This window comes from Rhodoblastus acidophilus, from assembly GCF_009720655.1.
Classification (GTDB): domain Bacteria; phylum Pseudomonadota; class Alphaproteobacteria; order Rhizobiales; family Beijerinckiaceae; genus Rhodoblastus; species Rhodoblastus acidophilus_A.
Map to the genome: position 1 here is coordinate 23,922 of NZ_WNKS01000014.1, position 22,196 is coordinate 46,117.

Here is a 22,196-nt window from a genome sequence, read left to right on the forward strand (position 1 = left end):
GCGATTGCTCTTCGACTTTACTGCGGAAACACCAGGGTTTTCGCGCCTGAGAACCGAAAAACGCCGGGGTGCGCGAAACGGTTCAGGCGCGGCGCCAAACTTCGTTTGGCTGTTGTGTGGCGATGACGTGGAACTGTCCGTCGGGCCCCAGCTGGCGCACGGATATGTGCAGGCGCCGCAATTTTGGGTCGATGTCGATCAAATAATAGGCGGCGCGCCGGGTGGGATTGCGGCCGATCGACGAGGCTGAGCCGATGCCGAGCACGGGGATGGGGCCGGCGGGGCCGATCATGCTTTTTCGCGTGATGCTGTGGGCATGGCCGTGCAGCACGAGTTCCGCGCCGTGTCGCGCCAGCACGTCGGCGAAGTCGCGATGGTCCTGCAAGTTGCGGATCGCGCCGCCGCCGTCCACGGGCGGATGGTGGAGCAGCACCACGCGCATGTCGCCGCGCGTCGCCGCGAGCATGTCCTCCAGACGGTCCAGCTGGGCCGCGCCAAGTTTTCCCGCGGCGACGAAAGGCAGGGTCGGCACGCCCGAGCACAGGCCGATAATGGCCACGCCCTCGCGCCGGCGCAGAAACGGAAATTTTCCGTCCTCATCGTCGCCGATGATCCAGGGTCGCCATTCGCGCACCATGTGGCGGACGGAGGCGCGCAGATAGGCGTCGTGATTGCCCGGCGCCAGGCTCACGTCGGCCGGCTCGCCAAGCGTGCGCATCCATTGCGCGGCGAAGGAGAATTCGCCGGGCAGACCGATGTTGCAGATGTCGCCCGTCAGCGCCACGTGGTCCGGCTTGTGGGCGCGCAAGTCGGCCACCAGCGCCGTCAGCGCGTCCATATCGTGGGCGCGATGGCGGCCGCGCCGCCAATTGATGTAGCCTGTGGCGCGTTTGCCCAAGAGTTCGCGCCATTTCGGCCGGGGCAGGGGGCCGATATGCGGATCGGAGAGGTGGGCGAGCCGAAAGATAGCCATCACGCGCCGCCAATCAAAATGCCGGTGAAAAGGACGACCACGCCGCCGACCACGATTTGCCCTACCGCCTTGAGGAAGGGCGTGTCCATGTAGCGCGCCCGGATCCAGGCGATGGCCCAAAGTTCGACGAAGACGACGGCGGCGGCGATGCTCGTTGCGGTCCAGAAGGCGTTCGGCCAGGAATCCGGCACGAGAAAGGGGAGCGTATGCCCCAGCCCGCCCAATGTCGTCATCACCCCGCACACCGCGCCGCGTAAAAGCGGCGCGCCGCGTCCGGTGATCGAACCGTCATCGGACAGGGCTTCGGCAAAACCCATGGAGATGCCGGCGCCGAGCGACGCGGCGAGTCCGACCAGAAAGGTGGAAAAATTGTTGTGGGTGGCGAAGGCGGCGGCGAACAGCGGCGCCAGTGTCGAAACCGAGCCATCCATCAGCCCGGCGAGGCCCGGCTGCACAAATTGCAGCACGAAGAATTTGTGCGCGGTGCGGCCTTCCTCGTCGCGCGCGGATTCGGTGAGGATGGCCTCCGAAAGGGCGTTGGCCTTCTGGCCGTGGCTGCGCTCGACAAGCGCCAGATCGCCCAACAGCTTGCGCACGCCGACATCCTGCGAGGCCTCGGCGGCCTGGACATAAAAGCGCTGGGCGTCCTTCTCCATCGCTTCCGCCTGGGCGCGGATCGTGTCGAGCGGCAGGTTCTTCATCAGCCAGGTGGGGCGGCGGCTGTAATAGCCCGCGACATCCTCGCGGCGAATCGCCGGGAGGTTTTCGCAGAACCGCTGACGGTAGATTTCAAGCAATTGCCGGCGATGGCCGTCTTCTTCCTCAGCCATTTCGGCGAAGACTTTTGAGGTCGCCGGGTAACGTTCCGCCAGTTCTTCGGAAAAGGAGATGTAGATTCGGCTGTCTTCCTCTTCCGAGGCGATGGCGATCGCCAGGATTTCGCGCTCGGTCAGGTCCGAGAATTTCTTCAGGGCCAATCGTTTCTCCTTGCGCGCCGCGGCGGAATTCGGTTTGCAATTTGGCAGGATTTTCGCCGCATGATCGCGAATCAGAACATATAGGTGGTGTGGGATGACCTGTGCGGAAATTACGGGAGAGATGGTCCCGGCTCAAGCCCCTTGGCAGCGCTTCGTTCGCCTGGGACAGCGCGTCGCCGGATTGCTGTTGCGTCCCAAAACTCTGGGCGTGCGCGCCGTCGCACTGGACGACCAGAACCGCGTCTTCCTAGTGCGCCACACCTATTTGCCCGGCTTCTGCCTCCCCGGCGGCGGCGTCGAAGCGCGCGAAACAGCGCTGCGTTCGCTGGAGCGCGAGCTTGACGAGGAAGGTGGGCTGGAGACCACCGGCCCGGCGCGGCTGGTCGGCTTCTATTACAATCCAAAACACTCCTCGCGCGACCATGTCGTGCTCTATCTCGTCCGCGCGCGCCAGACAAAACCGCGCCCGGCCGACTGGGAGATCGCCGAATGCGGGTTCTTTCCGCTCGACGCGCTGCCGGAAAACACAACCCCCGCGACGCGCGCCCATATCCAGGAAGCGTTGGGATTTTCGCAGCCCTCATTGCATTGGTGAGTTGCCCAACCATCCGACTTTCGTATGATGCAGGCGCCGCGTCGTGCGGCGGCTGCATGATCGGGACGAGATGAACAACACCACGCCAGAGGAAAGCGCCAAGCTGGCGCCTTTGTTCGCGGACATTCGCCTGCTCGGGCAAATTCTGGGCGAAACCGTCCGGCAGCACGAGGGCGACGCGGTTTTCGAGCGAATCGAGCGGATACGCCGTCTCTCCGTGGCGGAAACGCGCGGCGGCGCCAGGGCCGCCGCCGAACTTGATGAGTTGCTGCGCGGCCTGACCAACGCCGAGGCGGTGGTGGTCGTGCGCGCCTTCACCTATTTCTCCCATCTCGCCAATATCGCCGAAGACCGGCATTTTCTGCGCCGCCGCGCCGCCCATGCCGGCGACGTGCAGCCCGGAAGCCTCGGCCACGCTTTTGCGCGGCTTAAGGCGGCGGGCGTGGCGCCGGAAAAAATCAGCGCGGCGCTTGAGGGCGCCTATGTGTCGCCGGTTCTGACCGCCCATCCCACCGAGGTGCAGCGGCGCTCGACGCTGGACGCCGAGCGCGATATCGCCGACTTGCTGCACGCGCGCGAATTCTGCCGGGGCGAGGCGGAGTTTTCTGAAAACGAAGCGCAGCTCGCCGCCCGCGTCACCCAGCTCTGGCAGACGCGCATCATTCGCACCGCCAGCCTCACGGTCCACGATGAGATCGAAAACGCGCTGCTCTATTACCGCTCGACCTTTTTGAAGGAGATTCCCAAACTCTACGCCGATCTGGACCGTCGCCTCGGCGCGCCGGCGGCGTCCTTTTTCCGCATGGGCAACTGGATCGGCGGCGACCGCGACGGCAATCCCAATGTCGTCGCGGCGACGCTGAAAGACAGCGTGCTCCTGCATTGCGAGACGGTGTTGCGCCATTACCTCGTTGATGTCCACAGGCTCGGCGGCGAGTTGTCGATTTCCGACATGGTCACGCCATGTTCCCCGGCGCTGAAGGCGCTGGCCGAGGCGTCCGGCGACCATAACCCGCACCGCGACGACGAATTTTATCGCCGGGCGCTGATCGGGGTTTACGCCCGGCTCGCGGGCACGCTTCGGGCGCTGACCGGCGGCGAGGCCATGCGCCATGCGGCGACGCCGGGCGCGCCCTATGCGCGTCCGGAAGAGTTTCGCGCCGATTTGCTGATCATTCGCGATTCGCTTGAGGCCCATCATGGCGGCGCTCTGGCTGCGGGGCGGCTCAGCCGACTGATCCGCGCCATAAATGTGTTCGGTTTTCACATGGCGACCACCGACCTGCGCCAGAACTCCGACCGGCACGAGGCGACGCTGCGCGAACTGCTCGCGGCCGTGCGCATCGAGCCTGATTATTCCGCGCTGGCCGAGCCGCAAAAGATCGAGCTGCTGTTGCGCCTGCTCGCCGACCCGCGCCCGCTGCGCGCGCCCGACCGCGTCTACTCGGCCGACGCGCTCAGCGAACTCGCGGTGCTCGAAACCGCGCGCGACCTGCGGGAGAAATTGGGTTCCGGCGTGATTCGCCACGCCATCATCAGCCACACCGAAAGCGTCAGCGATCTGCTGGAGCTGATGCTGCTGCAAAAGGAATGCGGTCTGCTGCGCGGCGCGCTTCATGACAGCGAACAGGCCACCTTGGGCCTGATCGTCACGCCGCTGTTCGAGACCATCGAGGATTTGCGCGCGGCCGAAAAAATCATGCGCGATTTCTACGCCCTTCCGGGGATGGCCGACCTGATGCGGCGTTCGGGCGGCGTGCAGGACGTGATGCTCGGCTATTCCGATTCCAACAAGGACGGCGGCTATCTCACCTCCAACTGGGAGCTTTATCGCGCCTCGACCGCGCTGGCGGCCCTGTTCGATTCGCTGCCGGGCCTGCGTCTGCGGCTGTTCCACGGACGCGGCGGCGCGGTGGGGCGCGGCGGCGGGCCGTCCTATCAGGCCATCCTCGCCCAGCCGCCGGGCACGGTGCGCGGCCAGATCCGCCTCACCGAACAGGGGGAGGTCGTCAACGCCAAATACGCCAATCCGGAAATCGGCCGGCGCAACCTCGAAACGCTGATGGCGGCGGACCTCGAAGCCACCCTGCTCGCGGATGGTCAGCAACCGCCCGCCGCGTTCTTGAACGCGGCAGCGACCCTGTCGGAAGCGTCGATGCGGGCCTATCGCGCGCTGGTTTACGACACGCCCGGTTTTGTCGACTATTTTTACGCCGCGACCCCCATCGCCGAAATCGCCGAACTCAACATCGGCTCGCGCCCGGCCTCGCGAAAAGCGACGCGACGCATCGAGGACTTGCGCGCCATCCCCTGGAGTTTTTCCTGGGGTCAGAGCCGCGTCGCGCTACCGGGCTGGTACGGGTTCGGCGCGGCGGTGGAAAAATTTCTGGCGGACGGCGGCTCAGAGGCGGTGCTCCGGCGCATGCACGCGGAGTGGCCGTTCTTCCGCACGCTTCTCTCCAACACGGACATGGTGCTGGCGAAAGCCGATTTCTCCATCGCCCGGCGCTATTGCGAACTGGTCCCCGATCCGGCGTTGGCCAAGCACATTTTTGCCGCCATCGAGGCCGAGGCCGAGCGGACGACGCGCGCGCTCAAAACCATTACGGGCGAAGAGGGGCGTCTCGCCGACAATCCGGCGCTCGCCCGCTCCATCGCGCATCGCTTCCCCTATATCGCGCCGTTGAACTATCTCCAGGCGGACTTGTTGCGCCGCTGGCGCGCCGGCGACCATGACAGGAAAGTTCGCATCGGTATCCTCGTGGCGATCAACGGGATCGCGGCCGGTTTGCGCAACACGGGCTGAGCGCCGTCCCGGCCCCGGAGCCGCCATGACACGAGCCAAGAATCCCGATTTCGCTGAACATGTCGCCGCCAGCTTCGATAAGCAGAATGCGATGCGCCTGATCAGGGCGACCTTGCCTGTCGTCGAATATGGCCGAACCGAAATCCACGTTCCCCATTGGGATGGCGTCGAACAGCAGCACGGCTTCGTGCATGGCGGCGAGGTCGGAATGATCGCCGATTCCGCCGCCGGCTATGCTGCAATGACGATGGCGCCGGCCATCGCCACGGTGTTGACCGTCGAGTACAAGATCAACCTGTTGGCGCCGGCGGACGGCGAAAAGCTGATCGCGCGGGGGCGGGTCGTCAGGTCGGGCCGCACGCTGGTCGTGACCGGGGCGGAGGTGGTCGCCGTGAAAGCGGGTCAGGAAACTTTGTGCGCCCTCATGCAGCAGACCATCATGGTCATGCAGGCGAAGGCCGAGAAATAGACGGCAAGGCGCGGACCCGAACGCGCAAAACCCGCCCGGGAACATTGCCGCGCCAAAACCGTTCACAGACCCTCGGGAGAGGGAGTCCGATCATGAAGACAACTCGAAGCATTGCGGTCGCCATTCTGGCGCTACCGCTTACGGTGTCCGGGGTTCCGGCGCAGGGTATTCATATCGGCCCGGGCGGTGTCGGGGTCGATATGGGCGGCGATCATCACCGCAGGGTCATCAGGGAATACGAGGACGACGACGGCTGCACCGTCCGGGTCATCCGCTACCGGCGCGGCGACGGCGACATGGTCACGCGGCGCGAGCGGCATTGCTGACAATCGCGCCGGCCTGTTCCAGAGCGTTTTCAAGCGACGTGGATGCCGGTTCGCGTGAAAACGCTCTGGCGTCAGGCTCGGACATTCGTGTGAGGCTTGGTTAAGAGACGGATATTCCAAAGAAAAAAGCCGGAGCGACGCCCCGGCTTTTGAAAAGGAAGATCGAAAAAAGACCTCAGTTCATCAGCGTCTTCACGCTGGCGATGCCCTGGTCGACGAAGCTGGCCTGGTTCCCCGAGGATTTCAGGACGGTTTCGGCGGCCTTCACCGCAGCGTCGGTCGCGGCGGAGCGCACGTCCGCGATGGCCTGGGCCTCCGCAAGCGCGATCTTGTCGTCGGCCTGCTTCTTGCGGCGGGCGATATAGTCTTCGAGACGGACCTGCGCCTCCTTGGCGAGCACCTCGGCCTCGGTCTTGGCCTGGGCGACGATGGAGGCGGCCTGCGCCTCGGCTTCCGCCGTCTTGGCGGCGAAGCTGTCGAACAGAGCCTGGGCCTCGGCGCGCAGGCGCGAAGCCTCTGCGAGTTCCTTCTCGATGCCTTCGATACGGCCGTCGAGCCCCTTGGCGATCATCTTGTGCACGCCGATGTAGCCGAAGAACAGGATCAGCAGAAGCGCGCCGACGAAGAAATAGAATTCAGCGTCAAATTCCATGTTCTTCTCCTCAGGCCTTGGTGGCGGCGACGGCGGCGGCGACAGCCGCGGAATCGGCCGGCTTGCCGGTCACGTGCTGCAGAATGGCGTGCGCGACCTCGGTGGCGATGCCTTCGACATTGGCCATGGCGGCGGTCTTGGTCTCGCCGATCTTCTTTTCCGCTTCCGCGAGCTTGGCGCCGAGTTCGGCCTCAAGTTTTGAGCGCGAGGCGTCGGCGGCCTTGGCGGCCTCGGCGTGCGCGGCCTGGCCGAGCGCCTGCGCCTTGGACTTGGCCTCGGTGAGGGTCGCCTCATGCGCGGCGGCGGCGGCGGCGGCGTCCTGCTGCGCCTTGTTGGCGGCGGCGAGATCGTCCCCGATGGTCTGCTTGCGGGTCGAGAGAATGCCGGCGACGCGCGGCAGGGCGACCTTCGACATCAGTAGATAGAGGCAGCCGAAAATCAGCGCCAGCCAGATCAGCTGGGGCGCGAAATAGGTCGAGTCGAAGGGCGGGAACACATCTTCGTGGGCGTGACCGGCGGGAACCTCGGTTCCGGCGGCGTGCCCTTCAGCGCCTTGCGTGGCCATATACGTTCCTTGGGTCGTCTTGAGAAGCGTTTTCAAGCGAAGGAAATCGCGTGAGGAAAACGCATGGAACACAACAGGAAAGACGCGCCCCGGGCGAACCGGGGCGCGCAAAGATCACTTCGCGACGAACAGCAGGATCAGCGCGATGAGGAAGGCGAAGATGCCCAGACCTTCGGCGAGCGCCGTGCCGATGAACACGCGGCCGAACTGGCCGTCCGCGGCCGACGGGTTGCGCAGCGCGCCCGAGAGGAAGTTGCCCCAGATCGCGCCGACGCCGATCGCGGCGGCGCCGACACCGATCGCCGCGAGGCCGGCGCCGATAAGTCTAGCTGCTTCAGAACCCATCATAAGACTCCATTTTATTGTGGGCGACCATTTGTTGTTGAGATGAGATTATCAGTGGCCCGGGTGGATCGCGTCGTTGATGTAGACGCAAGTGAGAACGGCGAACACATAGGCTTGCAGCACCGAGACCAGCAGCTCAAACGCGGTCAAGACAGTGATGCCGAGCAGCGGCAGCGGCGCCAGATAGGAGAAGCCGGCGCCAAGCAGCATCACGCAGAAGCCGCCGAACACGACCAGCATGATGTGGCCAGCCAGCATGTTGGCGAAAAGACGAACCGAGAGCGAAATCGGCCGGGAGATGAACGACAGGATTTCGATGATGATGATGAAGGGCAGCAGCGCCGGCATCACGCCGGAGGGCTTGAACAGGCCGAAGAAGTGGAAGCCGTGTTTCCAGATGCCGTAGACGATCGTGAGCAGGATGATCGAGAAGGCGAGGCCGGCGGTGATGATGATCTGCGCCATCACCTCGAACGTATAGGGCCACAGGCCGATCAGGTTGCAGGCCAGCACGAAGACGAACAGGGTGAAGACCAGCGGAAAGAACTTCATGCCGCTTTCGCCGCAGACCGAGCGCACCATGTCAGCGACGAACTCGTAAGCCATTTCGGCGGTGGCCTGCATGCGGCCGGGAACGACCTTCTTGCCGCCGGTGCCTATCAGCATGACCAGGATCACGGCCGCCGCGGCGATCAGCATGAACAGGGCCGAGTTGGTGAAGGAAGCGTCAACGCCAAACAGGTCCAACGGCGCGAGCACGTTGATGTGAAACTGGTGGATGGGATCGACCGCTGCGGAGCCGGCTTCCGACATGTTGCGTCCTTCACTTTTGGCGGGGCGCGCCCGCTATTCTCAGGTTTGCGGCGGCTGCCCGCCGTCGCGTGGCGGCGGCGTCGTTTTCGCCGCCATCCGGTATACGTTGTTGAACCCCGCGGCGACGCCCAATCCCACGAACAGGACCAGCAGCCATGGGGTCGTCCCCAGCCATTTGTCAAGGAGCCAGCCAATCAAGCCGCCCACGACCGCAGCCGAGACAAATTCCGTCAGCACGCGAAAGCCGAGACTCATCGCCCGCCCGAGGCTCTTGTCGGGGCCGGCATCGGAGCGGCGACGCTCTTCGGCGGTGTCCGCCTCGCGTCTCGCCTGAAGTGCGCTCGCCAGTTTTGCAAGCCGCACCTTCATGTCGGCGTCGTCGTCAGACCCGTTCTGCATCGTGCTCCCCGCCGATTCGTAAGAATTGCGTTGTCAGGGAAGGCGCCTGGGGCGGCCTCGATCACAGGTCGTCTGAAGCGCCATCCGATGGAACCGGACTCCGGAACGCCTTGCCGCGTTCCGCCCTTCTTGAACCGGGCGCACCATATTGGCGGCCCTTTCGGCTGTCAAGATTAGGACGGTATTTCTTGTCGCGGGACAAGTCATTGTAAATAAAGACGATAAGGGTGTTTTTGGTGGGGGCGCCCGAAGGTCTAGGCTGGGGCGCGCGGTTCCGGGGGCTTGAAAAGGAGGGCGGCGTGTCTAGCGAACGGCTGAAGGCGTTTTCGGATGGTGTGATCGCCATCATCATCACCATCATGGTTCTGGAGCTGAAGGCGCCCCATGGCGAGGATTTTTCTGCGCTGGCGAAGCTTTGGCCGATTCTCCTCGCCTATGTCGTCAGTTTCACCTATGTGGCGATCTACTGGAACAACCACCACCACCTTTTCTATGTGGTCGAATCGATCGACGGGGCGGTGCTCTGGGCGAATCTCGTCCTGCTGTTCTGTCTGTCGCTGCTGCCCTTCGCCACAGCCTGGGCGGCGGAAACCGAGTTCGCCGCCGCCCCCATGGCCCTTTACGGCGTCAACTTGTTGGCTTGCGCCACGGCGTATCTGGTGCTGGTGCGCACCCTTTTGCGCGCGCAAGGCGCCGGTTCGAAGCTGCAGGCGGCGATCGGCGGCGATTTCAAGGGCAAACTGTCGATGGCGCTCTATGTCGCGGGGATCGCCGCCAGCGGGTGGAAACCCTGGCTCGCCGGCGCCTTTTATGTCGCCGTGGCGGCGATCTGGCTGATTCCCGATCGGCGAATTGTCAGGGTTCTTGAATAGACTCCGACATATTCGCTCGGTTGATTCCATTTCACGACCGTCATGGACCGGGACAAGTCCGGTCATGAGGGCGTCGCCGATCCCGCGCCAATCAATGCCGCGAGAAAAAATCCCGCAGCTTGCAGAGGCTTGTGGTGATATCGAATCGCTGGTCCGGCAAATCCTCGCCCGCGATCAGTTTTGTCAGCGCGACCGCCGGGTCGGGTTCGCCTGTCAGGACGACGTCCGCGCCGCGCTTCTTCATGTGGCGGACAAAACCGTCGCCGGCGCTGCCGGCGATCATCACTTCCACGCCATCAAGGGGATGCGGGGCGTTGTCGTCCTCGATGTAATGCGGCGTCTGCTCCTTGGTGAGGGTGACGCGGGCGGGCTCGGGCAGGGGGCCGCCCGGCGTGTGTCCGGCGAGATCGTAAACAAACCATTGCTGCGCCTTGCCGGCGTGGCCGCTCACTTCTTTCCACTCTATTGTTGCAATGGCGACTTTCATGGCGTCTTGCTCTCTTTTGTGTCGCAACGCGGGCCAAAACGCCGCCTTGCCGGGCTTTTGAGCGGAAAGAGCATATTTTGCGCCAGACGAACGACGCGACATGCGCGCTCTGCGGCCGGCGGCTCGGCGCGCGGTTGGAGGCGCAGCACCTCATGCCCAAAACCTTTGGCGGGCGGGAGACCGTGGCCTTGCACCCGATCTGCCACCGCAAGATCCACACGTCCTTGTCGGAGCGGGAGTTGCGCGACCGCTATCATACGGTTTCCGCAAGATCGCTTCGTGATCCGCGAAAACGAAATCGCGCGGAAATCCTTCAGGCGAAGGGCGGATTTCCGCGCGAGCGGAATACGATTTCCGAACTGATCCTTCGGAAATCGTATCACACGTTCGAGGCCCTGCGCGCCGACCCCGACATAAGCCTGTTCCTGCGCTGGATCGCGAACAAGCGTCCGGATTTTCACACGCGCACGGAAACCAGCCGGCAGCGGCGCTAGAGCGTGATGCGTTTCCACGGAAACGCATCACGCTCTAAAGTTCTTGTTTAAGCATGATCTTTTCCGAAAACCGGTTTCCATTTTTCGGGATCATGCTCTAACCCGCGCGCAGCGCCTGGCTCAACTGGCCGAGTTGCGCTTGTAATTCGGCCGCCTGACCCCTCATGTCGCGGGCGGACTCGGCGACTTCCTGCGACTTGCCGTCGGCGGCCAGCGCCTGATCCTGCAGGGAGGTCATGCTCCGGGTCAGCTCGCAGACCAGGGTGAGCGTGCCCGTGATCGCCTCGGCGATCTGGTCCACGGCGGCGCTCTGCTGGTCGAGGGTCGCTGCAATCGCCGATGCGCTCGAATCGATGCGCCCGATGGTCTCCTCCACCGTCCGGTTGGAGGTCATCGAGGCGTCGGCGCCATGCTGGATAGCCTCGATTCGCCGCGTGATGTCCTCTATGGCCTTCTTTGTGGAATCGGCGAGCGTCTTCACTTCCGCCGCCACCACGCCGAATCCCTTGCCGGCCTCGCCGGCGCGCGCCGCCTCGATGGTGGCGTTCAACGCCAACAGGTTGGTTTTGTTGGCGATGTCCTCGATCAGCGCGACGACCTCGCCGACCTGCCGGGACGATTCGCTCAATTCATGCATGGCCGCCTTGGCCTGCGCCGATTCGGCCACGGCCACGCTGGAGAATTCGGCGGCGCGCGACACCTGAGCGAGGATTTCACGGATCGAGGCGGACAGTTCCTCCGCCGCCGCCGAGGCCGCCTGCACGTTTTGCTCCACCGTGCGGCCGGTTTGCGCGCTGGTCGCCGCCTGGTCGCGGGTCGCGCTGGACAGCGCGTGCAGGTCGCGCGACACCAGCTCGAACCGTTGGGCCTGGCTGTCGATGGCGCCGGCGGCGCCGCCCACCCGCACCTCGAAGTCGGACGCAATCTTTTGCAGCGTCTCGCGGCGCACCCGATCCGCGTCGGCGCGCCGGTCGCGCTCGGCCTCCGCGTCGCGCGCCAGTTTTTCGCGCAGAAGGTTGCGGAATTCGGCGACGGCGCGCGCGATCTGGCCGATTTCGTCGCCGCGCGCCTCGCCGGCGATCGCCGCGTCGAGATCGCCCCGACGCAATTGCTCCATTGAATGGGTCAGGCTTTTGAGCGGACGACCAATGCTGCGCTGAACGATGAAGGCGATGATCGCCAGCGTCGCCATGGCCGCGCAGATCGCGGCGATCAGCAGGCGCGAACTGCGCGCGAGCGCGGTCTCGATGTCGCTGACGTGAAAACCCGTGCCGACGATCCAATCCCAGCCCTCAACAAGCTCGGAGTAACCGAGCTTGAGCGAGGGGGCCTGTTCGCCCGGCTTGACCCAGAGATATTTTGTGAGGCCGCCGCCGTCCTTGGCGTGCTCGATCAGGTCGCGGACAAAGGGGACGCCGTTGGAGTCCTTGAGTTCGATCAGGTTCACGCCCTCGCGCTTGGGATTGGGCGGAAGCAGAACGTTGACCCCGTCGGTGCGATAGATGAAGAAATAGCTGTCCTCGCCGAAGCGCACGGGCCGCAGCGCTTCAACCGCCCGCGCCTTCGCCTCGTCCTGCGAAAACTCTCCCTTTTCCGCTCTCTGCCGGATCGAGTCTATGAAGGTCTTGGCGGTGTCGACCTCATTTTTCAGTTGAAGCTCCTTCTGATCCAGAAGGTTTGCGCGCAAATTGAAATAAGAAAACGCGCCGCCGCCGCCGATGCAGACAAAAGCCAGTGCGACGATGCCGCCAATGCGTGTCGAAATGGAGTTAAGCTTAAGCGCCACAGGCCGATCCCCCCTCTTCGGGCTCAATGGTGCGCTTCAGGTCTTGTGTGAACCTTTCGGAATCGCCTAACTGGCCTCGAGCAGGCGCTCGGCCTGCGCCAGCTCCACCGAAACCAGCTGCGACACGCCGCGCTCCGCCTGGGTGACGCCAAAAAGCCGGTCCATGCGCGCCATGGTGATGGGATTGTGGGTGATGGCGATGAAGCGCGTGTCGGTCTTGCCGCGCATGTCCTCCAGCAGATCGCAAAAGCGCTCGACATTGGCGTCGTCGAGCGGCGCATCCACCTCGTCGAGCACGCAGATCGGCGAGGGATTTGTGAGGAACACGGCGAAGATCAGCGACATGGCGGTTAGCGCCTGCTCGCCGCCCGACAGCAGCGACATGGTCGCGGGCTTTTTTCCCGGCGGTTTCGCCATGATTTCGAGGCCGGCTTCGAGCGGGTCGTCGGATTCCACAAGCTGAAGCTCGGCCGAGCCGCCGCCAAACAGCACTGTGAACAGCTCGCGGAAATGCGCGTCCACCTTTTCGAAGGCGGCGAGAAGGCGCTCGCGGCCCTCCTTGTTGAGCGCGCCGATGGCCGCGCGCAATTTCCGGATGGCTTCGGTGAGGTCGGCCTGTTCCTGCGCGAGTTTCTGATGCTCGGTCTCGACCGCCGCCAGCTCCTCCTCGGCGCGCAGGTTGACGCCGCCGAGACGTTCGCGGTCCGCTTTCAGGCTGGCGAGTTTTTGTTGCACCAGCTCGATGTCGGCGTCTTCGCTGATTTCCGCCACACCGGCCATTTCCAGCAGCGCGTGCGGCGCGCATTGCAATTCTTGAAGAATGTTTTGGGTGAGAAAGGCCAAGCGCTGTTGCGCGGCTTCCGCCTGAGCCTCAAGGCGGGCGCGGCTTTCGCGGGCGGATGACATCGCCTCCAGCGCGGCGCGGGCGGCGCGGTCGGCGGTGGCGAGCGCGGTTTCGGCGAGCGCGCGGGCGTCGGCCGCGTCTTTCAGCTTTTGCTCGGCCTCCTCTATGCTTGAGGTGAGCGTCCGGCGCTGCAATAGGAATTCGTCGGGCGCCTCGGCGAGCCGGTCCATCTCCTCCTGTGTCTCGACGAGGCGGTCCTGAATTTCCTCTTTCTGCGCCAGCGACCGGGCTTTTCTGTCGGCCCAGGATTTTCTTTCCTTTTCGATGGCCTCGCGCCGGCGAATGCGCGACTCCGCCTCGCGCGCGAAGTTTTGCAGGGCGGCGCGGGCTTCGGAGGCCGCGGCGCGGTCGAGCGCATTGGCGGTGCGCGCCGCGTCGCGTTCGCCCAACAGCGTCGCGGGCTCGGGCAGGTCGTCATAGGCTTCGCGAGCCTGCGCCAGGCGCTCCCGCGCCTCGTCGCGCATGTCCTGGGCGCGGCGTCGGGCGTCCTCCAGGCTCGACAGCCGCGACAGCAACTGGCCCTGGCGCCGTTCGGCGGCGCTGGCGGCCTCGCGGGCTTCCGAAAGGTTTTTTTGCGCCATGCGCGCGGCGATGCGGGCGCGCTGGTCGGCCTCCAAGGCGTCGGCGACGGCGTTTTCCGCCGCCTCCATGCGCTCGCGCAGCAGATAAAGCTCTTCGCGCGCGACTTTCGCCTCGGCTTCAAGGTCTTCGAGTCGGTTTTTCTCGCTCAGCCGGCGCGCGGCGGCGGTGGGCGCCTCGGCGGCGCGGACAAAACCGTCCCAGCGCCACAGGTCCCCCTCCACGGACACCAGCCGCTGCCCCGGCTTGAGGCGGCTTTGCAGCAGCCGCCCTTTTTCGCGGGGAACCACGCCGATCTGGGCGAGGCGGCGCTTCAGCACGTCCGGGGCCTGCACTCTGCCGGAGAGGGCAATGGCCTCGTCCGGCAGGGCGGGGTCACCCAGGCCAAAGGAATGCGCCCAGAAGGCGGGGGCCTCATCGTCGGTGGAGGCCTGGAGGTCCTCGCCGAGCGCCGCGCCCAAAGCGCCTTCAAATCCCTTTTCGACGACGATTTCCTCGATCACCGCCGGCCAGGCGCCATGTTCGGAGCGCAGCAGGTTTGAAAGTGTGCGCGCTTCCGTTTCCAGCGCCTGCGCCTTGCGCTCGGCCTCCTTCAGCGGGTTGCGCAGAAATGTTTCCTCGTCGCGGGCGAGCGCAAGGGCGCTTTCGGCGGCGAGCGCATCTTCTTCGGCCTGGGCGGCGGCGTCCATGAGACGCTCGGCTTCCGTAAGAACCTCGGCGAATTCCGAATCCTCGCCGGCGCTGTCGCGCAGCGCCTCGATCTCTTGGATCAGTTGGTTCAGTTCGGCGTCGTAGCGGGCGAACGCCTGTTCCTCGCGCCGCGCCGAATCGGCCAGCGCATTGCGTTGCGCCTCGACCCCGGCGAAGGCGTTTTGCGCGGCTTCGAGCGCGGCTTCCGACAGTTTGAGCTTGGCCTCGGCTTCCTCGCAGCGCAGCCGCGCCTCTTCGGCGAGGTCGGCCTCGTCCTCGCCGGCGCCCGAAAGGTCCTCTTCCTCGGCGAGCAGGCGCTCCAGCGCGGCGGCGGCGTCGTCGTAATGGTGGGTCTCGCGACCCATGTCGTTGGAAAGCTGGGCGAAGCGCCGCTCCAGCTCCAGCCGCCGCGATTGCGCCCGCTTTTCCTCGCCTTCCAGCGCCTCGCGCGCCAGAATCAAGCGTTGCAGCGCGGCGCCGGCCTGCGATTCCGCGTCGCGCGCCTTGGGCGCCTCCAGCGCGGCTATGGCTTGCAGGCGGGCGGTTTCGGCCTGATTGCGGGTGGCCTCGGCGACATCGAGCACGTTGGATTCGACGGCGGCCTTGGTCTCCTCAGCCTCCTTGGTCGCGCCGCGCAGGGCGATCAGGGCGACCAGAGCCTCGTTCTTGCGGATTTCGGCGGCCAGCGCCCGATAGCGCGCCGCCTGCCGGGCCTGGCGTCGCAGCGATTCGGTCTGCGCGCCGATCTGGCCAATCACGTCCTCAAGGCGAAGCAGGTTTTCCTCCGCGCCTTTGAGACGCAGTTCGGCCTCGTGGCGGCGCGAATGCAGACCGCCGATGCCGGCGGCTTCCTCGAGAATGCGGCGGCGGGCCTGGGGCTTGGCGGAAATGATCTCGCCGATCTGCCCTTGCCGCACCAAGGCCGGCGAGCGCGCGCCCGAGGAGGCGTCGGCGAACAGCAGTTGCACGTCGCGGGCGCGCACTTCGCGGCCGTTGAGCTTGTAGGTCGAGCCTTCCTCGCGCTCGATGCGCCGGGTGATTTCCAATATGTCGGAATCGTTGAAGGCGGCGGGGGCGGTGCGGGCGCTGTTGTCGAGCACCAGCATGACTTCAGCGTGATTGCGCGCGGGCCGCGCGCCGGAGCCGGAGAAGATGACGTCGTCCATGCTGGAGGCGCGCATCTGCTTGTAGGCGTTCTCGCCCATGACCCAGCGCAGGGCCTCCACGAGATTCGACTTGCCGCAACCGTTTGGCCCAACGACGCCCGTCAGGCCCGGCTGGATGGCGAATTCCGTGGGCTCCACAAAGCTCTTGAAGCCGGTGAGGCGAAGTTTGTCGAATTTCATGGGCTGTTCCAGAGTGGAACAAGGCGCCATGTGTCAGGCGGAATCAAGCATCGCGCGCGCAAAAGCTGGGGAAAAGGACGGGAGCGAACGCGCTAATCGTCCCAGCGGTCCCAGAACCGGCGCGGCCGAGTCTCGGGGGCGGCCCTGAGCGTGACCCTGGAGACGCCGGCGGCGACATTGACGCCCACATGGCCTTCGACGGCGATCGGTTGCAGCGTGAAGCTGGAGTCGTTGTCGCCGGTGAGGATATTCACCCCCACGCCGCCGCCAGCGGAGGCTTGGGCGCCAAGTCCGGAATAGGAGCCGGCGAGCGCGCCGGGCGGCACGGAGGTCGAGGGGGCCAGCACGGCCCAGGCGAGTTTGCCGCGCGCCACCGCGCCGAGCGCGATGCCATAGGCGTCAATGCGTCCCTTGTAGAAAACCTCGGGTCCGCCATTGGCCGGAAGGAAGGTGCAGCGCATGTCCTGGCGTTGCATCACGATCATGGCGATGCTTGCGGAAACCTCGCACATCAAGGCGCCGGCCTCGATCGGCGCGGCCAGCGTGGGCTGCGCGGCGAGGGCGGCCGCACAAACAAGGGCGAAACGAAGGGTTTTCATCAATGCGCTCCAGCAATGAAAGCGCACCCTAGCCGATCAGGCCAAGCCTGAAAACCTCGATTTCATATGCCGGCGCCGTCGGGCGTGACGTCGTCCCCGGCCTTGCGTTTCGCCATGGCCTGGCGGAAGTCCGCGTACCATCCCCGGACCAGCGGGCGGAAGGCCGCGTCGGCCAGCGCAAGCGCCACCGCCGTCGAGGTCGGGGCGCCAAAAATCTTGGCGCCGAGGCCGACCAGCGCGCCGCCGCCGAGCGCTGGAAGGAATTTTTCCAACACATCCTTTCCCAGCCGCGCCCAGTCGATCTCGCCGTCCTCCGTCGCCGGCTCCTCCTCCACCGCCCGGCCTGGCTCGATCATGCCGAAGGCGACGGTCTCGTTGGTAATGCGGTCGATGAGAATAAAGCCGCCGAGATCGCGGTTGTCGCGATAGAGGCTGATCGGGAGGGCGCGGTCGAAACGCAGTTGCGCCGTGGCGATCTCGTTCAACGCCAGCGGCCGTCCCGGACCCGGTTCAAAGGTGTGGATGTCGATGAGATGCCGGACTTTGGCGACCGTCGCATTGGCCGTGCGCGCGCCGAGCTTGACGATGTAGGAGGCGCCCGGATGCATGTCGGTCTCGGCCGTCCACAGCAGCCGCGCTTCCACGGTCAAGGCGACGTCCGGCTGGCGTTCGACGCTCGACAAAATATCGCCGCGCGACACGTCGATCTCGTCGGCGAGCGTGATCGTCACCGACTGACCGGCCACAGCGACGGGCAAATCGCCATCCTGCGTGACGATGCGCGCGACCGTGCTGGCGCGGCCCGAGGGCAGGGCGACCACGGAATCGCCGGGCTTTATCGAGCCGCTCGCCACCCAGCCGGAAAATCCGCGGAAATCCAGGTTTGGGCGGTTGACCCATTGCACGGGAAAGCGGAACGGCGCCTCGCTGATTTCACCACCGGCTACCTCGATCTGTTCGAGCAGCGGCAGCAACGGCTCGCCTTGGAACCAGGGCGTACGCTCGGACAAAGTGGCGATGTTGTCGCCGTTGAGCGCGGAAATCGGGATCGGCGCGATGGTTCGAAAACCGAGGTCTTTCGCCATCTCGCGATAGGCGGCGACGATCTCGTTGAAGCGCGCTTCGCTGTAGTCGACGAGGTCCATCTTGTTGATAGCGAGCACCACATCGCGCACGCCAATCATGGAGACGATGAAGGAATGGCGGCGCGTCTGCGGCAAAATTCCTTTTCGCGCGTCGATCAGGATGATGGCCAAATCCGCGGTGGAGGCGCCCGTCGCCATGTTGCGGGTATATTGCTCGTGGCCGGGCGTGTCGGCGACGATGAAGGCGCGCTTGTCCGTCTTGAAATAGCGGTAGGCGACGTCGATGGTGATGCCCTGTTCGCGCTCGGCGGCGAGACCGTCCACCAGCAGCGCGAAATCGAGCGCGCCGCCCTGCGTGCCGAATTTTTTGGAATCGCGGTCGAGCGCGGCGAGCTGGTCCTCCGCGATCATCTGCGAATCGTAGAGCATGCGCCCGATCAGGGTGGATTTGCCATCGTCCACGGAGCCGCAGGTGATGAAGCGCAGCAGCGCCTTTTCCGACGTGTGGGGACGAGGTGCGGGCGAAAGGATTTCGGCCTCGGCGACGTGCGCGTTCATGTCAGAAATAGCCTTCCTGCTTCTTCTGCTCCATGGAGGCGGAGCCGTCGTGATCGATGATGCGGCCCTCGCGCTCGCTGGTTTTTGACGCGCGCATTTCCGCGATGATTTCGGGGAGCGTGGACGCCTCGCTTTCCACGGCGCCGGTGAGCGGATAGCAGCCGAGCGTGCGGAAGCGGACGCTCAATTCCTCGACCTGCTCACCGGGGCGCAGCTTCATGCGCTCGTCGTCGCGCATGATCAGCGCGCCGTCGCGGCGCACCACCGGACGTTTTTTGGCGAAATAGAGCGGGACGACCGGAATGTCCTCTTTGGCGATGTAATCCCACACGTCGCTCTCGGTCCAGTTGGACAGCGGGAACACGCGGAAGGATTCGCCGGGACGCTTGCGCGTGTTGTAGAGCCGCCACGGTTCCGGCCTCTGGTTCTTGGGGTCCCAGCGATGTTCGGGGGAGCGCAGCGAAAACACGCGCTCCTTCGCCCGCGATTTTTCTTCGTCGCGGCGGGCGCCGCCGAAGGCCGCGTCGAACTTGTACGTGTCGAGCGCCTGTTTCAACCCTTGAGTCTTCATCACGTCGGTGTGCAGGCGGGAGCCTGAGTCAAACGGATTGACGCCGGCCTTCACCCCGTCCTCGTTGATGTGGACGAGGAGCTCCAGGCCCAGCTCCTTCACGCGCTGGTCGCGGAAGGAAATCATCTCCTGGAACTTCCAGGTGGTGTCGACATGCAGCAACGGGAACGGCGGTTTTGAGGGATAGAACGCCTTCATAGCGAGGTGCAGCAGCACCGCCGAATCCTTGCCGATCGAATAGAGGAAGACCGGCCGTTCGCATTCGGCCGCGACCTCGCGGAATATGTGGATCGATTCCGCTTCGAGCTTTTGCAGATGGGTCAAAGGCGCGTTCATTCCGCAGCTTCCTTTACGCGCGACACACGGCCCTCGGTGGAGACGTGCAGGCCGCATTCCTTCTTGTCTTCGCTCTCCCACCACCAGCGTCCCGCGCGTTCGGGTTCGCCGGGCTTGATGGCGCGGGTGCAGGGCGCGCAGCCGATGCTGACAAAGCCTTTTTCGTGAAGCGCGTTCACCGGCGCGTGGTTCGCCTTGGTGTAGGCGACGACGTCGTCGCGCGAGAAATCGAACAGCGGGTTGGCCTTGAGCAGGCCGCGCTCCGCGTCCCATTCAACGAAGCCGAGATTGGAGCGATGGGCGTTCTGGTCGCCGCGCAGACCTGTCACCCAGACTTGCGCGCCAGAAAGCGCGCGCGCCAGCGGCTCGACCTTTCGCACCTCGCAGCACGCCTTGCGCATGTCGAGGCCATAGTAAAAACCATTGATTCCCTGGTCGGCGATCAGCGCTTCCACCGCATGAGCGTCAGGATAAAAGGCCTTTATGCGCAGCGCGTATTGTTCTTCGGTGCGCTGCCACAGTTCATAGGTCTCGGGAAAGAGGCGGCCGGTGTCGAGCGTCACCACCTCGAAATCGACCTCCGACTCCGCCAGCGCGTGGGTGATCGCCTGGTCTTCGATGCCGAAACTGGTGGTGAAGACGATGCGGCCGTCAACCGCCTTGCGCAGCGCGCGCAGACGATTGGGCAGCGTGGCGCTGGCGAAGGCGGCGTTGAGCGTGTCGACGAGGGAAAGCGAGGACTCAGACATTGTTGCCGACTCCGGCCAGCCGCGCGGCGCGGCGTTGTTCGAGGATGTTGGTGACGGCGCCATAGCTGTAGCCGCGCTGATAAGTGACGCTGATGCGCTGCGCGGCGTCGAGCCATTGCTCGACCGGCTGGCGCTTGGCGCTGTCGTCCGGCAGCTCGATCTCGTCGAAACCGCAGGCGAGCGCATGGGGGAACTGGTCGGACACCAGCGGTCCGCTGGCGCGCAGCGCGCCAACAAAACCGCGTTCGCGCAACTGACGCGCGATGGAAAGGCCGCGGCCATTGTAACCCGTGGGGAAGGCGATCACGATCAGGGCCAGTTCACGGAAAAAAGGCTCCAGCGCCGCCGCCCTTTCGGTGTTGTCGATTGCCGCGCCGATGTGCTGGCCGGGCCGGCGCGCGGCGAGCGCGTCTCGCAGCTGCGCCAACGCAACGATGACGTTGTCGGCGGTGAGATCGAGCGTTTCGACGCGCGTCCAGACGTCGGCCTTGGCGCCCTCGCGATCAAGCAACAACATCGGCGATCTCCTTGAATGCGGCCTTGAACGGATCGAGGCCGAGCCGGCGATAGGCTTCGATGAAGGTTTCGCCTTGCTGACGCTCCGCGAGATAGACGGCGATCACCTTGTCGATCGCTTCCGGCACGTATTCCGCGGGCAGGCCTGGGCCTAAAAGTTCGCCCAAAGCGTAAGTCTCGCTGGGGTCGCCGCCGATGGTGATCTGATAGGACTCGACCCCCTTCTTCTCCAGGCCGAGAATCCCGATATTGCCGACATGGTGGTGCCCGCAGGCGTTGATGCAGCCGGAAATTTTTATGCTGACTTCGCCAATCTCCTTCTGCTTCTCCGGATCGGCGAAATGCTTCGACAAGGCTTGGGCGATCGGGATGGAGCGCGCGGTGGCGAGGCTGCAATAATCGAGGCCAGGACAGGCGATGATGTCGGTGATCTGCCCGACATTCGCGGTGGCGAGATCATGGGCTTTGAGCGCCGCGTAAACCTCCGCGACATCGTCGAGCCGCACATAGGGCAGGACGAGGTTTTGGGCGTGGGTGACGCGCAATTCGTCGAACGAATATTTTTCGGCGAGGTCGGCGACCACCCGCATCTGCTCGGAGGACATGTCGCCGGGCGTTCCGCCGATGGGTTTCAGCGAGATCGTCACCGCCGTATAGCCCCGGCGCTTGTGGCGAAACAGATTGTGCTCGACGAAGCGCGCCAGTTCGGGGTCGCGGATCTGCGCTTCCTCCAGCTTGCGCGAGACTTCGGGCAGGTCCTGGTAGGCGGGGGGCGCGAAATAGGCGGCGATGCGCGCCTGCTCCTGGGGATCGGCGTTCACCCTAGCCTTGTCGATGCGGGCGAACTCCTCCTCGACCAAAGCGCGGAACGCCTCGATGCCGATTTCATGTACGAGAATCTTGATGCGCGCCTTGTATTTGTTGTCGCGGCGTCCGTCGAGATTATAGACGCGCAGCGTCGCCTCGAGATAGGCGAGCAGGTCTTCGCGCGGCAGGAATTCGCGCAGCACCTGGGCGGCGAGCGGGGTGCGGCCGAGGCCGCCGCCGACGAGGATTTCATAGCCGGCCGCGCCGCTCTTGGCGTCGCGCACGATGCGCACGCCGAGGTCGTGCGACTTTACGACCGCGCGGTCATGCGTCGCGCCCGACACCGCGATCTTGAACTTGCGGCCCAGCCATTCGAATTCGGGATGCAGGGTCGACCATTGCCGGATTAGTTCGGCGATTGGGCGGGGGTCCTCGATCTCGTCATAGGCGACGCCGGCGAATTGATCGGCGGTGACATTGCGGATGCAATTGCCGGAGGTCTGGATGCAATGCATTTCCACATCGGCGAGCAGGCCGAGGACGGTCGGGACGTCCTTGAGCTTCGACCAGTTGAATTGCAGGTTGGTGCGCGTGGTGAAATGGCCGTAGCCGCGATCGTATTCGTCGGCGATGCGGGCGAGCTGGCGCAATTGCCGCGCGTGCAGCGTGCCGTAGGGAATGGCGATGCGCAGCATGTAGGAATGCAGCTGGAGGTAGAGGCCGTTCTTCAGGCGCAGCGGCAGGAATTCCGCATCGGTGAGCGAGCCATCGATGCGGCGCGCAACCTGGCTGGCGAATTGGGCGACGCGCTCGCGCACCAGCCGTTCGTCGAATTCATCATAGCGATACATGGGACCTCCTTCGAGGCGATCTGGCTTTGTATTGACGCGTTTTCCT

General features: G+C 64.8%; 22 protein-coding genes. 6 read left to right on the plus strand and 16 right to left on the minus strand.

Annotated elements, in window-relative coordinates:
• Positions 1–82 precede the first annotated feature (82 nt).
• Both GJ654_RS14335 and mbfA read right to left on the minus strand, forming a co-directional pair.
• On the minus strand, positions 83–973 hold the full coding sequence (locus tag GJ654_RS14335) for a metallophosphoesterase family protein (protein WP_155446859.1): 891 nt from the start codon (positions 971–973) through the stop codon (positions 83–85).
• Positions 973–1,944 (minus strand): iron exporter MbfA, encoded by a 972-nt coding sequence (mbfA, locus tag GJ654_RS14340; protein ID WP_155446943.1) that lies wholly within the window; start codon positions 1,942–1,944, stop codon positions 973–975. The genes GJ654_RS14335 and mbfA overlap by 1 nt, the downstream gene beginning before the upstream one ends.
• A gap of 100 nt (positions 1,945–2,044) precedes the next feature.
• Here mbfA and GJ654_RS14345 point away from each other — a divergent pair, with 100 nt between their 5' ends.
• From GJ654_RS14345 to GJ654_RS14360, 4 genes are all read left to right on the plus strand, one after another.
• Entirely contained in the window at positions 2,045–2,545 is a 501-nt protein-coding gene (locus tag GJ654_RS14345) for an NUDIX domain-containing protein (protein WP_246664759.1), read from the plus strand.
• A 70-nt stretch (positions 2,546–2,615) separates the two neighbouring features.
• Complete coding sequence (ppc, locus tag GJ654_RS14350; protein ID WP_155446945.1) at positions 2,616–5,351, plus strand: phosphoenolpyruvate carboxylase; 2,736 nt, start codon at positions 2,616–2,618, stop codon at positions 5,349–5,351.
• A gap of 25 nt (positions 5,352–5,376) precedes the next feature.
• Positions 5,377–5,820, plus strand: coding sequence for a PaaI family thioesterase (locus GJ654_RS14355; RefSeq protein WP_155446860.1), 444 nt, complete (start codon positions 5,377–5,379; stop codon positions 5,818–5,820).
• A gap of 92 nt (positions 5,821–5,912) precedes the next feature.
• Positions 5,913–6,146 (plus strand): hypothetical protein, encoded by a 234-nt coding sequence (locus GJ654_RS14360; protein ID WP_155446861.1) that lies wholly within the window; start codon positions 5,913–5,915, stop codon positions 6,144–6,146.
• 175 nt (positions 6,147–6,321) lie between these two features.
• Here GJ654_RS14360 and GJ654_RS14365 read toward each other — a convergent pair whose 3' ends face one another.
• From GJ654_RS14365 to GJ654_RS14385, 5 genes are all read right to left on the minus strand, one after another.
• On the minus strand, positions 6,322–6,798 hold the full coding sequence (locus GJ654_RS14365; protein WP_155446862.1) for an ATP F0F1 synthase subunit B: 477 nt from the start codon (positions 6,796–6,798) through the stop codon (positions 6,322–6,324).
• A 10-nt stretch (positions 6,799–6,808) separates the two neighbouring features.
• On the minus strand, positions 6,809–7,363 hold the full coding sequence (locus GJ654_RS14370; RefSeq protein ID WP_155446863.1) for a F0F1 ATP synthase subunit B': 555 nt from the start codon (positions 7,361–7,363) through the stop codon (positions 6,809–6,811).
• A gap of 114 nt (positions 7,364–7,477) precedes the next feature.
• Positions 7,478–7,708, minus strand: coding sequence for a F0F1 ATP synthase subunit C (locus GJ654_RS14375; protein WP_155446864.1), 231 nt, complete (start codon positions 7,706–7,708; stop codon positions 7,478–7,480).
• A 51-nt stretch (positions 7,709–7,759) separates the two neighbouring features.
• The gene (locus tag GJ654_RS14380; RefSeq protein ID WP_155446865.1) at positions 7,760–8,521 is read right to left on the minus strand and encodes a F0F1 ATP synthase subunit A; all 762 of its coding nucleotides are present in this window, start codon (positions 8,519–8,521) and stop codon (positions 7,760–7,762) included.
• Positions 8,522–8,560: 39 nt separating this feature from the next.
• A complete protein-coding gene (locus GJ654_RS14385; RefSeq protein ID WP_155446866.1) occupies positions 8,561–8,920 on the minus strand; it encodes an AtpZ/AtpI family protein in 360 nt (119 codons plus the stop codon).
• 299 nt (positions 8,921–9,219) lie between these two features.
• Here GJ654_RS14385 and GJ654_RS14390 point away from each other — a divergent pair, with 299 nt between their 5' ends.
• Complete coding sequence (locus tag GJ654_RS14390; RefSeq protein ID WP_264586229.1) at positions 9,220–9,792, plus strand: TMEM175 family protein; 573 nt, start codon at positions 9,220–9,222, stop codon at positions 9,790–9,792.
• 91 nt (positions 9,793–9,883) lie between these two features.
• On the opposite strand, the gene GJ654_RS14395 is transcribed toward GJ654_RS14390, so the two are convergent.
• Positions 9,884–10,279: a NifB/NifX family molybdenum-iron cluster-binding protein gene (locus GJ654_RS14395; RefSeq protein WP_155446867.1), complete on the minus strand. Its 396-nt coding sequence runs from the start codon at positions 10,277–10,279 to the stop codon at positions 9,884–9,886.
• 77 nt (positions 10,280–10,356) lie between these two features.
• Between GJ654_RS14395 and GJ654_RS14400 the strand changes: the two genes are divergently transcribed.
• On the plus strand, positions 10,357–10,773 hold the full coding sequence (locus tag GJ654_RS14400; protein WP_155446868.1) for a hypothetical protein: 417 nt from the start codon (positions 10,357–10,359) through the stop codon (positions 10,771–10,773).
• Between the two features lie 97 nt (positions 10,774–10,870).
• Here GJ654_RS14400 and GJ654_RS14405 read toward each other — a convergent pair whose 3' ends face one another.
• The 8 genes from GJ654_RS14405 to GJ654_RS14440 form a co-directional block, all read right to left on the minus strand.
• Entirely contained in the window at positions 10,871–12,559 is a 1,689-nt protein-coding gene (locus GJ654_RS14405) for a methyl-accepting chemotaxis protein (RefSeq protein WP_196305569.1), read from the minus strand.
• A 66-nt stretch (positions 12,560–12,625) separates the two neighbouring features.
• Complete coding sequence (locus GJ654_RS14410; protein ID WP_155446870.1) at positions 12,626–16,078, minus strand: chromosome segregation SMC family protein; 3,453 nt, start codon at positions 16,076–16,078, stop codon at positions 12,626–12,628.
• Between the two features lie 92 nt (positions 16,079–16,170).
• Entirely contained in the window at positions 16,171–16,677 is a 507-nt protein-coding gene (locus tag GJ654_RS14415) for a DUF992 domain-containing protein (protein ID WP_155446871.1), read from the minus strand.
• A gap of 62 nt (positions 16,678–16,739) precedes the next feature.
• Positions 16,740–18,320, minus strand: a complete 1,581-nt coding sequence (gene cysN / locus GJ654_RS14420; protein ID WP_155446872.1) for a sulfate adenylyltransferase subunit CysN — start codon at positions 18,318–18,320, stop codon at positions 16,740–16,742.
• A gap of 1 nt (position 18,321) precedes the next feature.
• Positions 18,322–19,227: a sulfate adenylyltransferase subunit CysD gene (cysD, locus tag GJ654_RS14425; protein ID WP_155446873.1), complete on the minus strand. Its 906-nt coding sequence runs from the start codon at positions 19,225–19,227 to the stop codon at positions 18,322–18,324.
• A complete protein-coding gene (locus tag GJ654_RS14430; RefSeq protein WP_155446874.1) occupies positions 19,224–19,976 on the minus strand; it encodes a phosphoadenylyl-sulfate reductase in 753 nt (250 codons plus the stop codon). Before GJ654_RS14430 ends, cysD begins: the two co-directional genes overlap by 4 nt.
• Positions 19,969–20,493: a DUF934 domain-containing protein gene (locus tag GJ654_RS14435; protein ID WP_155446875.1), complete on the minus strand. Its 525-nt coding sequence runs from the start codon at positions 20,491–20,493 to the stop codon at positions 19,969–19,971. Before GJ654_RS14435 ends, GJ654_RS14430 begins: the two co-directional genes overlap by 8 nt.
• The gene (locus GJ654_RS14440) at positions 20,480–22,150 is read right to left on the minus strand and encodes a nitrite/sulfite reductase (RefSeq protein ID WP_155446876.1); all 1,671 of its coding nucleotides are present in this window, start codon (positions 22,148–22,150) and stop codon (positions 20,480–20,482) included. Before GJ654_RS14440 ends, GJ654_RS14435 begins: the two co-directional genes overlap by 14 nt.
• Positions 22,151–22,196: the final 46 nt, after the last annotated feature.

Excerpts from the sequence above, each read along its gene's own strand:
- GJ654_RS14435 (WP_155446875.1), bottom strand. The coding sequence starts at position 20,493 with ATGTTGTTGCTTGATCGCGAGGGCGCCAAGGCCGACGTCTGGACGCGC.
- ppc (WP_155446945.1), top strand. The coding sequence starts at position 2,616 with ATGAACAACACCACGCCAGAGGAAAGCGCCAAGCTGGCGCCTTTGTTC.
- GJ654_RS14355 (WP_155446860.1), top strand. The coding sequence starts at position 5,377 with ATGACACGAGCCAAGAATCCCGATTTCGCTGAACATGTCGCCGCCAGC.
- GJ654_RS14385 (WP_155446866.1), bottom strand. The coding sequence starts at position 8,920 with ATGCAGAACGGGTCTGACGACGACGCCGACATGAAGGTGCGGCTTGCA.
- GJ654_RS14370 (WP_155446863.1), bottom strand. The coding sequence starts at position 7,363 with ATGGCCACGCAAGGCGCTGAAGGGCACGCCGCCGGAACCGAGGTTCCC.
- GJ654_RS14345 (WP_246664759.1), top strand. The coding sequence starts at position 2,045 with ATGACCTGTGCGGAAATTACGGGAGAGATGGTCCCGGCTCAAGCCCCT.
- GJ654_RS14335 (WP_155446859.1), bottom strand. The coding sequence starts at position 973 with ATGGCTATCTTTCGGCTCGCCCACCTCTCCGATCCGCATATCGGCCCC.
- GJ654_RS14410 (WP_155446870.1), bottom strand. The coding sequence starts at position 16,078 with ATGAAATTCGACAAACTTCGCCTCACCGGCTTCAAGAGCTTTGTGGAG.
- GJ654_RS14380 (WP_155446865.1), bottom strand. The coding sequence starts at position 8,521 with ATGTCGGAAGCCGGCTCCGCAGCGGTCGATCCCATCCACCAGTTTCAC.
- GJ654_RS14440 (WP_155446876.1), bottom strand. The coding sequence starts at position 22,150 with ATGTATCGCTATGATGAATTCGACGAACGGCTGGTGCGCGAGCGCGTC.
- GJ654_RS14365 (WP_155446862.1), bottom strand. The coding sequence starts at position 6,798 with ATGGAATTTGACGCTGAATTCTATTTCTTCGTCGGCGCGCTTCTGCTG.
- GJ654_RS14415 (WP_155446871.1), bottom strand. The coding sequence starts at position 16,677 with ATGAAAACCCTTCGTTTCGCCCTTGTTTGTGCGGCCGCCCTCGCCGCG.
- GJ654_RS14375 (WP_155446864.1), bottom strand. The coding sequence starts at position 7,708 with ATGGGTTCTGAAGCAGCTAGACTTATCGGCGCCGGCCTCGCGGCGATC.
- GJ654_RS14430 (WP_155446874.1), bottom strand. The coding sequence starts at position 19,976 with ATGTCTGAGTCCTCGCTTTCCCTCGTCGACACGCTCAACGCCGCCTTC.
- GJ654_RS14395 (WP_155446867.1), bottom strand. The coding sequence starts at position 10,279 with ATGAAAGTCGCCATTGCAACAATAGAGTGGAAAGAAGTGAGCGGCCAC.
- cysD (WP_155446873.1), bottom strand. The coding sequence starts at position 19,227 with ATGAACGCGCCTTTGACCCATCTGCAAAAGCTCGAAGCGGAATCGATC.
- GJ654_RS14360 (WP_155446861.1), top strand. The coding sequence starts at position 5,913 with ATGAAGACAACTCGAAGCATTGCGGTCGCCATTCTGGCGCTACCGCTT.
- cysN (WP_155446872.1), bottom strand. The coding sequence starts at position 18,320 with ATGAACGCGCACGTCGCCGAGGCCGAAATCCTTTCGCCCGCACCTCGT.